Below are 12,834 nucleotides of genomic sequence, written 5' to 3' on the forward strand. Positions count from 1 at the left end.
CCCTAGTTCCCTCCCTCAAACAACATCACATCGTAGGCGACCGCAACAATGCCGCCGGTTGTATCATTCACATCAAGGCTTGCGCCGCCGCTCGGCGCCACAGTCGCGAATGCGTCAACCTCCAACACGCCGGCCTTGACCACGCCTCGCCACATCAGGCCCTCTTCCGTACTGGCGACGAAGCGGACTTTTCCGTGTGCCTCGAACAGATCTCCATCGAAATCGAATACCTGTGGCCGAGTGGCGTCGCGAATAAGATTGAGGGAACTTGTCAAAGTGAGACCGGCGTCGGTCACCTCATAGAGCCAAAGGTTCTTGTCCGCGGCCCCGACCGAGCAGTTAACGACAAGCAGTTGCCCGTCTATCTCGGAAATGGCGTTAATGCCGCGCTGGGCAGTGGCTGAATATCGCTGACGGAAGCGTTCTTTCCCTGTGGTGACGCTAAACGCGACGATGTCGCCGTCCTCCGAACCAGAGAGGACAAGGTCCCCCTTCCAGGCGGCAAGACCGCGGATGTTTTTCAGCGGGTATGGGCTTGGAATAGGGTTAGCAGATTTAAGGTCTACCGCCCGCAGCAAAGTCAACGATTGATAATTCCGTTTCCACACCAAGGCGAAGCCGTTGGCATGGCCGGTAACGACCAGATCGTCGCCTAGATAGTGGAACTGGGTTGCGCTGTTGGCAACGCCGTACGTGACATCATAGCCAATAGGGAGAGGGGCATCGAACGCTCCCTTCCCGGTACGTCCCCAAAGCGCCAGCTCATTCTCACCATTTGAATAAAGGATCGTCCTCTCGTCCAGCGCGACTACAAGCTCAACACCGGCACCGCCTGCGGTTGCTTGTGTTTGAAGCAGGACTGGCGTCCACTCACCGGCACGCTGTGTCCTAAAGACCGATACGGAGCCATCCCAACGTCCGACGACAAAGGTTTCGGAATCGATCCAATCAACCATTTGAGCGCGGGCAAATTCAGTGGAGGCAGGCCTCAGCTCTAACGGCTGTGAAGAGCCAGGCTGAGTCGAGTGTCCAAGTACCAAGGAGGTCAAAAGAGCCAGCCAGAGATACTTCATGCTTGCCTCGAATGTGCCGACCAACTCATTGAACCAGTAGCCTTCTCGATGTGCCTTTGGGATATTCCCATAAGGCGGCCAACTCGGGAATGGAGTGACAGGTTGCCTTGATGGCATTGTGAGGCTCTTCCGATCCGTTTGTACAGATAGAGCGGACCGTTTTTTTGGGACATTAATATTCCTTATGGTCTTGCGGCTGGGCGCGTTGTTCTATCCTATTGTTGATTTCGAGAGATGGGCACATTTCAGGGGAGGGTGAAAATGAAACACCGCCTGGTCTGCATTCTGACCACCGGACTGTTCCTTGCGGTTCCAGCCTATGTTCACGCAGCCGAAAAGCTGACAATTCCCCAGATTCAAGGTTCAACGCACATCTCTCCCCATGTTCGATCGACGGTGATCATCGAGGGAGCCGTGACCCACATTTTCGGCAACAATTTCATTGTCCGAGATGAAGCGGGGGATGGCAACGACGCAACTTCGGACAGCATCATCGTCCGGCGCAAAGCGACCGGCTTGACCGTGGGTGACCGGGTGCGTGTGGAGGGCGTGGTTCGCGAGTTCAATGAGAACGATGAGCCGCGGACAACAACAGACATCAATGATGCCGTCTTCGAGAGACTTTCTTCAGGCGTGCCTCTACCGCCTGTGGTCATTGGAGCGGCTGGCAGGTTGCCGCCGACCGATATTCTCTTCATTTCGGAACACAGCGCCGACCCGGAAAACTCTGGCGCCGGTTTCTACGAGAGCCTGGAAGGCACGTACGTCCAGATCGACAATCCGGTTGTCGTTGGTCCGACTAACGACTTTGGCGAGTTCTGGGTCGTCGCCGACGGTGGCGCCGGCGCTTCCGGAATGAACTCGCTCGGCGGCATCACCGCTACACCCAGCGACGCCAATCCTGAGAGAATCCAGATTCAGGTGACGGACGCTCAGAAGCCGCAATTCCAACACGCGTTGGGTGACACGTTTGTCAGTATCGAAGGATACGTGACCTACGATCGCGGGCTTTATGAAATTCGGTTGGCAAACACCACCGGCGCCAATCCAAAAGCGTGGGCACCCGAACCTGTCGGAGAGGCACAGGAAGACAATGTGCTGACGATCGCTGGCTACAATGTCGAGAATTTGGATCCCGTCATCGAGGCTGTCGACAAGACGCCCGTCAACGATCCGGATGACGATGTCGGCGTTGGAAAATTCAGTTCGATTGCAGAACACGTTGTCAAGCTTCTAGGCTCGCCCGATATCGTCGCGCTGCAGGAAATGCAGGACAACGACGGTGGCCAATATGGCGAAGTGGTCGCGGCCGACCAGACGCTCAAACTTCTGATCGACGCAATCGTTGCGGCGGGTGGTCCGGCCTATCAGCCGCTCTCTATCGACCCGCTCGATGACACGTCAGGAGGCCAGCCCGGAGGGAACATCCGGGTCGCCTACCTCTACAATCCCGCACGCCTTACCCCCCACGCCTCGACACCAAAGCAGATCGATGCACCTGCTTTCGGCCGGAGCCGTCTGCCCTTGGTCGCGTCGTTCAGATTCCGCGGCAGCGAAGTAACCGTCATCAACGTTCATCTCTCGTCGAAATCCGGTAGCGGTGGCGCCTATGGGGCCATCCAACCACCGATTGACCCCGCCGAACCGGCGCGTATCGCACAGGCTCGGGCGGTGCGCGACTTCGTTAGAAGTCTGCCTGCAGATAGCAATCGGGCAGTCGTCGTGTTGGGAGATTTCAACGCGTTTTGGTATGAGACCCCATTGCTCCTGCTGACCGGCAGCGAACCGCAATTCAAGAATCTTGCCCTCGACGAGCCGCCTTCGGAACGCATCAGCTACGTCTTTGACGGCAATTCGCAATCGCTCGATCACGCATTAACCCTGCTGGGGCCAGGACAGTCGGCCACCATGAAAACGCTGCACGTCAATTCGGTGCAGCCGGACAGCCGAAAAGTCAGCGACCACGATCCGAAATTGGTGAGAATAACGTTTCAGTGAGAAGTCGAGCGTCTGTGCAGTAGGGGCGAGGCCCTCTGCACGACCTCCCTGAGCTCGGTCTGCACACGAAGAGAAGCGTAATGCTGCGTCGAGACTTCATCAAACTCGGAATGGCCGCAATGCTTCCGTTGGCAGGTTGCCGAACTACTGAGGATTTGGAGATAGCGGGCCGCTCCCTTGACGCGCATTGTCGCGTTCAACGCGTCCAACCTGTGCGCTTCAGCACGGAAACCGTTGACAAGCCATTCTCATCATTAACTGCAAAGCGACAGCCCGGAGTCGGGCAGCGAGGCAAAAGGACCCCGCCCGTCATATGAACTGCATGCCTCATAGTGCCTCGCAACATTTCGATGCTGCACTGCGGAACTTTGCGGTAAAGTGGGAGTTCTCTGTGCTTCTAGCAAGCGAGGTCTCATGAGGCGCTTCAAGATTCTGCCGTCGGAATCAGGGCTGTGGTCTGTGATCGATAGCCTGACAGGGCTTCCCGCCGAGAGATACGGTCGGCCGCTCACCGGGCTGACCCGGTACGAGGCCGAAGAGGCTGCCTTTAACCTCAGCGAGAGCACTCCGCCATGGATGGCCTTGGTCAGACATCGCAGACGTTAATCAAGGCTGCCGATTCCACGGATTGGTCGGACGCGATGCGCCTCCCACTCTCATCACACCCGATCGCGTAGCCTCTCACCTCTTCCTTTTGGATGCGCGCGTCATGGCAGGGGGCGCATGTGCTCTCCAGTTCGCCGTACCATAAGAGATTCGGATCGTCGCGGTGCGCCACCAGATGGTTGGCGACCGTGGCGGGAACCGTCGCCCGTTCTCTTGCCGATGAAGTGCGGGGTGCCCGACACCGAAAGGGCGCGCGAGCTCCCGAACCTTCTGCCGATCCTGACACGGGCGATCGACGGAGCCTCATCGAGCAGCAGTATGACGAGTTGATCAAATATGCGGCGGCCCCGCAGCACCGCACGGCCGATGCGGAATCGATCCTGTGCCGCTTTGCGCGGGCGAGCGTGCAGCGCCCGAGCTACAAGGCGCTGGCCCAACTCCGCAAGGCAATCAAGACCATTTTTCTCACCCGCTATCTCGGCTCGGAAGCCTTCCGGCGCGAAATCCACGAAGTGTCGCTTGGCAGTTAATGGTGAGAACGCAGTCGTTCGGTCAGATTTGGCAGTTTATTGCGAGAATGGCGTAGCCCGGATTCTCCATTTTAACTGCAATCGCATCAGTGTGAAGGTCATGAATCCTTTTAATTCTATAAACCGGAATTCCGCTTGCAGTGGTGCTGAACTCCCTGGCGAGGCGACCGGATCTTCGTGCTGGAGGAGAATATCGGACCGGTGCGTCGCGCGGTGAGCAAGGCACGACGGCCCGACCTTCGACGAGTTCGATCTGGCGAAACTGCCGCTCTTTCGCAACGTGGTCGATCTTCAGCGACAGCCTAGCGACCCCGGCTTCTAAACGCCGTCATGGAGTAGCTCCTGCACTCGTTCGACCGAAATGTCCGATGCAAAGATCAGGTCGTGAGGGAATGTCCCTTCCCCGCAGATGATCGGCAGTCGCTCGATCGCGCGACGCACGGGATCGGCTTCTTCCGTGAACCAGCAGGTCGATATCAGAAGTAAAAAGGTTGCGGCGGTTACCGCGAACCCATGGCCGGCGCAGCAAGCGCTCTTTTCAGCAAGCGCCCTGGTCGGGAGCCGGTGACGATGAAATTCGGCTCGGGTGCGACGATTACATGCTCGAGGTTCCATTCGGTCTTCCCGAGCGTGTCCGAAACTGAACAAGAATGTCGGAGCCCCACCCGCTGGCCGTTACAGCCAGGCACCGGCTGGCGAGCAAGCGGTGGAACGAAACGGAGCGCAAATCCGGCACGCAAATTGCTTTGATCTCGTAAGTGAGACGTCGGCAGGGCGTCGTGGAGGACCGAGAAATCAACCAGGAGCGTGCTCGATGCCCGCAATGAGACGGCCAGAACAGGACGATGAACCCAGCCACACCTGGGGAACTGGACCGCTATAGCCAGCCGCGGCGCCTCCTCGTAGATCGCGCCTACTTCAGCCAAGCCGTCCACCAGCACTACGGGGGCCACCCTATGCAGCTCTCGAACGTGGCCACAGCGCGCATGTACATTCAAGTGCGCCCCTCAGCCTTGCGTGGTCCGCTCGAAGCGCGCCAGGAACGCATTGTGTGTGGACGAGGAACGTGCGCTTGGCAGTTCAGGGGGCGAGCGCTCTCGCACTCCTCCGATGCGCCGCACCCATTCTTCTGATCAGCCGGTTTGACCCGCCATGTCGCCTTTGCATTTCATCTATCGTCCCTTTGAGACGCTTATCCGCCCGCTGGATATCCCCTACGCGCCTTTGCCGGCAACAGGTCCGTTTGCGCTGCTTCTGCATTTCGCACGCATGTTCCGTGGCGCCTTGGCGACCATCGCCGTCTTCATGATGGCGGTCGAGGGAATCAACCTCGCGGTGATCTGGGGCATGTATATCATTGTGGACGGGGTGAGCACGAACGGTGCGGCGGTTTTCCTTGAGGAAGCTTGGCCTATGCTCACGTTCCTCGGCCTGCTGATGTTCCCCGTGCAACCGCTGCTGATGTTCATCGCCAAGACATTGGGTTCCCAGGCAGTGTACGTATGCATGCCCGCGGCTATGCAATGGCATGGCTACAAGGCGGTCGAACGTCAGGACCTTGCATTCTTCCACGATCTCTTCGCCGGCCAGGTGGCGTCGCGTATTTCGCAACTCGCCGTCGCCGTGCAGCAGCAGATCGTCGTAGCGTCTTCCAGCATACCGTATTTTCTAGTGCAGTTTCTCGGTTCGCTTTCGCTGCTTGCCACGTTGTCCTGGCCGCTGGCGCTTCCGGTCTTTTTTTGGATCGTGGCGAACGCCGCAGTCGCGGTTGTGGCAGTGCCATATTTTGCCGTGCGGTCCCGCCACTCTGCCCGCGCGCGCAGCCTCGTCGTCGGCGCCATGACCGACCTCTACAGCAACATCCACGTGGTCAAGCTGTTTGCGGCCGAAGACAGCGAGGCGGACGCAATGCGCACCATCATGGGAGATGCCATCGAGACGCAACAGCTTGAACGGCGCATCCACTTAACAACCGACACCAGCGTCGTCCTGCTGAACGTCCTTCTTTCGCTGACCAACATCGCCGTCGGGCTCTGGGGACTCGTGGCCGGTTTTGTCACCACCGGCCAATTTGTTGCTTCAATCGCACTCGTTCAGCGGCTCAACGCCAACTCCCTGGCCTTTCTCCAGCTAGGACAGCAGATATTCCAGGCTGTGGGCACGATACGCGACGCGATGCCGGTCATCACCACGCCTTCAACGGTAACCGATGTCTCCGGAGCCAGGCCGCTGGCCGTTATCGCCGGCACGGTCGAGTTCAGGGATATCCGGTTCGAATACCGGCAAGGAAAAGGGGTAATCGAGAATCTATCGCTCAGGGTCCGCGCCGGCGAGAAGGTCGGGCTCGTCGGCATGTCGGGGTCCGGCAAGTCAACGCTTGTCAGCCTGCTTCTGCGGTTCTTCGACGTAAACGATGGCGCAATCTTCGTCGACGGCCAGGATATCCGTTCGGTGACGCAGGCAAGCCTGCGTCAGAATATCGGGGTCGTGACCCAGGATGTCTCGTTGCTCCATCGCTCTGTCGGGGACAATATCCGTTACGGCCGGCCGGATGCCTCGCCGGAGGAGGTCGAACGCGCCGCAATGCTGGCCGATGCGGACGGTTTCGTGGCCGATCTCAAGGACAGCGAAAACCGCACCGGCTACGATGCTTTCGTCGGTGACCGCGGGGTGAAGCTTTCTGGCGGCCAGCGTCAGCGGGTCGCCATCGCTCGGGTGCTGCTTAAGGACGCGCCAATCCTCCTTCTAGACGAGGCGACTTCTGCCCTGGACAGTGAAGCCGAGGCGGCGGTCCAAGAAAAACTCGAGCTTATAATGGAGGGCAAGACGGTGATCGCCATTGCCCACCGCCTGTCGACGATTGCCAGCATGGACAGGATCGTCGTGCTCGACAAAGGGCGCATCGTTGAGGAGGGCTCCCCCTCGGAGCTACTCAAACGCGACGGCCTGTATGCCCGCCTGTGGCGGCGGCAGACCGGCGGCCACATTGCCGACAGTTCCGAGGAGAGATAAGCCGACTGGAAGGTCGTTCGTCACGGCTCCGCGCTGCTCGCAATGCTTGGCTGTTGTCGTAGAGAGCGGGCATGTTCGCGTTAGACAAATCTCGGCTTTCGCCGCCTCCGTCGCAAATGTGTGGGAATGGGCGACGAGATGCCACAAGAGCTCTTCGGTTCTATCGCGAGAAGCTGACCGCCCGCCGCCGTGCCGATGCTGGTACCGCCGAGTCTTAAGCAGTAGTGATCGCTCGACTTCGTCTCCGACCGTTCCACATCCTCACTGTCGTCGACGATTGGACGCGGGACACAAAGCGCGCTGCTGAGGCGGTGCCCGAACGTGCAAGGACACAGAAGCTTACGATACGAGGGTTGAGCCGAGTCGAAAAACGCATTGGAAACTCCGTCTGGTGCAATCCGGACCGGGTCACAAGGCATGGTACAAGAGTTGGGTGGCGCAACACCGCTGGTTAATTGCGCCGGTGCTATCGCGGCCTCTGGTCCGCAACGGCGCAGGCAACACGCCGAGGAGCAGGGGCGCATGGCAGATTGCCCCAACCGGCTCGACGTCGCCATGCTCGACGAGCTTCGGGAATTGGGGTCAGCGAACGCATAACCGGCAGGGCCGGGGGGTGGCTCGTTTGCCGACGCCACTGCAATTGGCCCCGCAACGGGGTCGCGAGCCGGAATTCAACCAGGCCGTTCGCCCTAAAACTGATCCAGCTCAAGGCAGCCCACCGCTACCCATGTAGAACGGGCAACGAGCGCGGTGCGCACCAAACAAAGGGCAATGACCAAAGCCGTCCTCGACATCGCATCGGAGTTCAACGTCTTTGCACCAATGCCCAGGAATGGTCGACGCGACAAACAACTCCCCGCGTACAGGCGCTGAGAGCCGCCGACGTTTAACTGAAAATCACAAACGGGCTATCCCGATCCCTGGGGGGCCAAGGAGGCCGCCCCATGAATCGCTGCACATCATCAGTTGCAATTCTTGCTTTCGCCACCGTCTGCACATTGTCTGCCGTCGCTACGGCGGCGGATCGGACCATCTATGCAGCGCCCGACAAGAGCCTCGTGTTTCTTAGTGGCGTCGGCTACACGTGGCTCAAGGCCAACGAGCTTGTCTACGACAGGGGCAGATCACAATGGGCACGAACAATCCGCCGCTTTCGCCCGCGGACGTCGAACGCTTCGGGCCTGATCCCCTGACCAGCTTCCGCACCAATCTGGCGTCGGTTGAAGAGCGCATCACGCTTGCTTGCGCACGGGCCGGGCGCGACCGAGCCTCCGTGCGGTTGCTGCCGATCACCAAGACGGTGCCGGCCCATATCCTGCGATATGCCTTCGACGTCGGCATCAGCACCTTCGGCGAGAACAAGATCCAGGAGGCAATGACAAAGTGCGAGGCGCTTCACGATCTCGCCATCGACTGGAGCATCGTCGGACATCTGCAGACCAACAAGGCCAAATATCTGACCCGCTTCGCGCGTGAGTTTCATGCGCTCGACAGCCTGCGGCTCGCCGACCTTCTGAACACGAGGCTGGAGCGCGAAGATCGCTTCCTCGACGTCTATGTGCAGGTCAACACGTCTGGCGAGGACAGCAAGTTCGGCCTCCATCCGAACGCACTGCTGCCCTTCGTGGAGACCCTCGATCAGGTTCCCCGTCTCCGGCCATGCGGGTTGATGACACTTGCGCTGTTTTCCTCCGACATGGCCAAGGTGCGGCCTTGCTTCATTCTGCTGCGCCGGCTGCGGGACAAAGCCGTGAAGCACAACGCCGCGCTCACCGGACTCTCCATGGGTATGACCGGAGACTTCGAGGAAGCCATCGAGGAAGGCGCCACTGTCGTGCGCGTCGGTCAGGCCATCTTCGGCAAGCGGCCGACGCCTGACGGCCACTACTGGCCGGGTTTCGTCCCCACCGATCGAGGAATTGAACCATGATTTTTCGCAAACGGCCTGTCTGCTTTTCCGATCACCCCCGCCGATCGTTCCGGCCGGGTCGACGTTGACGCGCTACGGAAACTGGTCAGCCGGCTGATCGCGGCTGAGGTCGATTCCATCGGCCTGCTCGGCAGCACCGGCATTTATATGTCACTAATGCTTTCGCCAATCATCAATGTTGCAGAGATGGGCGCAGCGGCGAAGCTGCCAATCTCCCTCCTTGCGGGGGAGATGGCCGGCAGGCCAGGGCGAAACATTCCAGATACGCTGTTGAAGCATATCTCGCCGCTGAGTTGGGAACATATCAACCTGACAGGCATCTACACCTGGGACACCGAGCATCAGATGCCCGAAGGCTTTCGAACCCTTAGGCTACCGACCCCAACCCGGCGAGCCGCATGAGTTTCACGATCCGTTCGGGCTTAGCGCAAGATTTTGTACAGCTCTTGTCCTCACCCCAGATTGTGAGCTAAGGACACCTTTCGTCCTGACAATCATGGTATCCTGCAAAGAAGATGCGGAGTGGCAAGCGGCCAGTCACTCGGACACTGGCTGCCTGTGGGAATGTCCACGAGGCGACACTTGGGTGAATCATATATGGGCACGTCGAGTAAGATGACGAGACGATATTTCGGAACGGACGGGATCCGGGGAGGGGCCAACAAATTTCCGATGACCGCCGAAGTTGCGATGAAGGTCGGCATGGCTGCCGGCCTGTCGTTCCAGCGCGGCCACCATCGCCATCGGGTCGTGCTCGGCAAGGATACGCGGCTGTCGGGCTATATGATCGAGAACGCGCTGGTCGCGGGCTTCTGTGCCGCCGGCATGGATGTGTTCCTGCTGGGGCCGATTCCGACGCCGGCGGTCGCCATGCTGGCGCGGTCGCTGCGCGCCGATATCGGCGTGATGATCTCGGCCTCGCACAATCCCTATTACGATAACGGCATCAAGCTGTTCGGCCCCGACGGCTACAAGCTGTCGGACGAGATCGAGATGCGCATCGAGGCGCTGCTCGACCAGGATGTCGACATTTCGCTGGCCGACACGGATGGGCTCGGGCGCGCCAAGCGCGTGGACGGCGTGCACGACCGCTATATCGAATTCGCCAAACGCACTCTGCCGCGGTCCATGTCGCTGGCGGGCCTGCGCATCGTGGTCGATTGCGCCAACGGCGCCGCCTACAGGGTGGCGCCGGCAGCGCTTTGGGAACTCGGCGCCGAGGTCATCACCATCAACAACGAGCCGAACGGCTTCAACATCAACGAGGAATGCGGTTCGACGCACCCGGTGGGCCTTTCCAAGAAGGTTCATGAAGTGCGCGCCGACATCGGCATAGCGCTCGATGGCGACGCCGACCGCATGGTCATCGTCGACGAGAACGGCGCTGTCGTCGACGGCGACCAGATCATGGCGCTGATCGCCGAATCCTGGCATCAGAGCGGCCGCCTGGCAGGCGGCGGCGTCGTCGCCACCGTCATGTCCAATCTCGGCCTCGAACGCTTCCTCGGTGAAGCCGGCCTGCAACTTCACCGAACCCAGGTCGGCGACCGTTACGTGGTCGAGCACATGCGCGCGCATGGGCTGAATGTCGGCGGCGAGCAGTCCGGCCATATCGTGCTGTCTGATTTCTCCACCACCGGCGACGGGCTGGTCTCGGCGCTTCAGGTGCTGGCCTGCATCAAGCGCCAGAACAAGCCGGTCAGCGAGATCTGCAAAAAGTTCGAGCCGGTGCCGCAGCTCATGAAGAATGTGCGCTTTTCCGGCGGCGAGCCCCTGGAGACAGCACCCGTCAAGGCCGCGATCGAGGATGCCCGCAACCGGCTCGGCAAGTCCGGCCGCCTAGTGATCCGGCCTTCCGGCACCGAGCCCCTGATTCGGGTTATGGCCGAGGGCGACGACCAGAAGCTGGTCGAGACGGTGGTGAACGACATCGTCGGCGTCATGGCCGAGATCAAGACCGCTGCCTAGACGTGCGGCGCTTGATGCGCCGATGGTCCTGCTCGATCCGATTGTTGAGGTACTTGCTCTTGCGGATGCGGATCGGCTTCAGCGCTCGTCGCGATCGATTCCGCAGACGGTGTTCGGCGTCGCAGGAAATGATCGCCTCATGATTGGTCGGGCTGCCGTCGATGACGATGCGATCCGGTCTGCCGTGGCGCTCCAGGCCTTCCGGAAGAAGCGCTTGGCTGCCGGCAGGTCGCGGTGTTCGCTGAAGAAGAACTCGACCGTGTCGCCGACGCCGTCGACGGCACGATAGAGATACATCCATTGGCCGCGTATCTTGATGTATGTCTCGTCCATGTGCCACTTGCCGGTGACGGCGCGCTTGCGCCCGTTGAAGCGCTCCAGAAGCTGAGGCGAGAAGTGGACGACCCAGCGGTGCACAGTCGAATGGTCGACGTTCAGGCCGCGTTCGGCCATCATCTCCTCCGGACGCGCAGGCCGAGATTGTAGGCCAGATACCAGCGCACGCACAGCAAGATCACTGTTCGGTCGAAATGACAGCCTTTGAACATAACAAGCGCGCTCCCCGAAAAAGAGAGGGCTTCCCAGATATGGCTGCCATTCCGTTTGCGACAGAAACACCGAGCCTCCGTCATTCAGTTCCGCCAGTTCAGCGGAAGGCCGACGCTTTCACGCTCGCCGGAGCGCCTCGTTGAGAGCGATGCGGGTGAGCCAGGTAATTGAGCATGTTTTATCCTAGCGTTCAGAAATGAGCCAGTTCAGGCGCTATAGATTCCAATAGGGCAGCCAACTCAGGTTCATCGACCAGGAGTGCTGCTTGATCCGGCTTAAGCCAGGCCCGTCTTCGATACTTCTGCTCTTTCCATTCATCCAGCTCCTGCTGCACATAAAGCGGGTATACTTCAACACTTACCGGGACAAACGTGTCCTTCAATCGCTTCCAATAATGGAAGCTGCCAACGGATTGCTCATGCAAAGTACCCACTACGCCGGCTTCCTCACCCGCCTCTTGAGCTGCAGCCTCGCAGTCTTGTCGACCCTTCATCGGCCACCCCTTGGGCAAGATGAAGCGGCCTGTTTGCCGAGACGTTAGCAGCAAGATTTCATCGTCTCCGTCTGCAGTGCGGCGATAAGGCAATGCGGCAACCTGTGCGATGGGCGTACCACGGCGCGCTCGCTTCTCCAGCTTCTTATTCTTCAACCAGCCATCCATTTCGCTAAAACCTTAGCCCGTTTTGTCGGTAGCGGGCTAAATTTTGGCGATAGCCACAGCTGGGTTCTTGGACGACTCCGACGTCGTCTTTGCACGCAAAACTGCCAATCTTCAATCAAGGCGTGAAGGATCTTCGTTCAGTCAATTTCGTTTGAGTCAATCGTACTGCTTGCCGTGAATGGCAGCTATAAGGCAGCGAAATATGAAGGGCAACTCAGGGTCACGATTTGCCCTTGAAGTTCCCCAGATCGAGAGTTCGCAAAGCGTTTCCGTTTCGCCCGTGCAACGGCCACGCCGCCTGTATAGCGCAGGCATTGGGTCTCGGCCGATCGACTGTCTATCGGGAAATGAGGCGACTGGGCATCAGTCGACCGGCGTAGCGAGCATTTCCGACGTGGCCCTTGGCGTTTGCCTCCGACAGGCGCTCGCTTACCTGAGGCGCCATACGATGCCCGTGGATATCCCATCAGGCCTTCAGGTGACGGAAGAACCTTTGGGCAATCGACC

The 12,834-nt window shown here is 59.5% G+C and carries 6 protein-coding genes and 3 pseudogenes; 6 read left to right on the top strand and 3 right to left on the bottom strand.

Annotated features, from left to right (window positions below; translation table 11 throughout):
* Window positions 1–2: 2 nt before the first annotated feature.
* Window positions 3–1,073, bottom strand: a complete 1,071-nt coding sequence (locus NMG70_RS00270) for a hypothetical protein (RefSeq protein ID WP_143744568.1) — start codon at window positions 1,071–1,073, stop codon at window positions 3–5.
* Window positions 1,074–1,334: 261 nt separating this feature from the next.
* Between NMG70_RS00270 and NMG70_RS00275 the strand changes: the two genes are divergently transcribed.
* The 6 genes and pseudogenes from NMG70_RS00275 to glmM all read left to right on the top strand — a co-directional run bounded on the left by NMG70_RS00275 (window position 1,335) and on the right by glmM (window position 11,117).
* Window positions 1,335–3,071, top strand: a complete 1,737-nt coding sequence (locus tag NMG70_RS00275; protein WP_254022729.1) for a DUF8508 domain-containing protein — start codon at window positions 1,335–1,337, stop codon at window positions 3,069–3,071.
* Window positions 3,072–3,923: 852 nt separating this feature from the next.
* A pseudogene (locus tag NMG70_RS00280) lies at window positions 3,924–4,189 on the top strand (Tn3 family transposase); the annotation flags it as partial.
* A gap of 1,170 nt (window positions 4,190–5,359) precedes the next feature.
* Window positions 5,360–7,219, top strand: a complete 1,860-nt coding sequence (locus NMG70_RS00285) for an ABC transporter ATP-binding protein (RefSeq protein ID WP_077378751.1) — start codon at window positions 5,360–5,362, stop codon at window positions 7,217–7,219.
* Window positions 7,220–8,348: 1,129 nt separating this feature from the next.
* Complete coding sequence (locus NMG70_RS00290; RefSeq protein ID WP_077378757.1) at window positions 8,349–9,149, top strand: YggS family pyridoxal phosphate-dependent enzyme; 801 nt, start codon at window positions 8,349–8,351, stop codon at window positions 9,147–9,149.
* 30 nt (window positions 9,150–9,179) lie between these two features.
* Window positions 9,180–9,281 (top strand): annotated as a pseudogene (locus NMG70_RS33130) (dihydrodipicolinate synthase family protein); the annotation flags it as partial.
* Between the two features lie 483 nt (window positions 9,282–9,764).
* The gene (glmM, locus tag NMG70_RS00305) at window positions 9,765–11,117 is read left to right on the top strand and encodes a phosphoglucosamine mutase (protein ID WP_254022832.1); all 1,353 of its coding nucleotides are present in this window, start codon (window positions 9,765–9,767) and stop codon (window positions 11,115–11,117) included.
* Between the two features lie 4 nt (window positions 11,118–11,121).
* Here the strand turns inward: glmM and NMG70_RS00310 are convergent.
* Both NMG70_RS00310 and NMG70_RS00315 read right to left on the bottom strand, forming a co-directional pair.
* A pseudogene (locus NMG70_RS00310) lies at window positions 11,122–11,665 on the bottom strand (IS6 family transposase); the annotation flags it as partial.
* A 191-nt stretch (window positions 11,666–11,856) separates the two neighbouring features.
* Window positions 11,857–12,315, bottom strand: coding sequence for an NUDIX hydrolase (locus NMG70_RS00315; RefSeq protein WP_342188137.1), 459 nt, complete (start codon window positions 12,313–12,315; stop codon window positions 11,857–11,859).
* Window positions 12,316–12,834: the final 519 nt, after the last annotated feature.

The sequence above is a fragment of the Mesorhizobium ventifaucium genome, from assembly GCF_935822925.1.
Lineage (GTDB): Bacteria > Pseudomonadota > Alphaproteobacteria > Rhizobiales > Rhizobiaceae > Mesorhizobium > Mesorhizobium ventifaucium.

What these genes read in the sequence shown, in the direction of transcription:
- NMG70_RS00290 (WP_077378757.1), top strand. Translation starts at nt 8,349, where the DNA reads ATGGGCACGAACAATCCGCCGCTTTCGCCCGCGGACGTCGAACGCTTC.
- NMG70_RS00275 (WP_254022729.1), top strand. Translation starts at nt 1,335, where the DNA reads ATGAAACACCGCCTGGTCTGCATTCTGACCACCGGACTGTTCCTTGCG.
- NMG70_RS00285 (WP_077378751.1), top strand. Translation starts at nt 5,360, where the DNA reads ATGTCGCCTTTGCATTTCATCTATCGTCCCTTTGAGACGCTTATCCGC.
- NMG70_RS00270 (WP_143744568.1), bottom strand. Translation starts at nt 1,073, where the DNA reads ATGAAGTATCTCTGGCTGGCTCTTTTGACCTCCTTGGTACTTGGACAC.
- glmM (WP_254022832.1), top strand. Translation starts at nt 9,765, where the DNA reads ATGACGAGACGATATTTCGGAACGGACGGGATCCGGGGAGGGGCCAAC.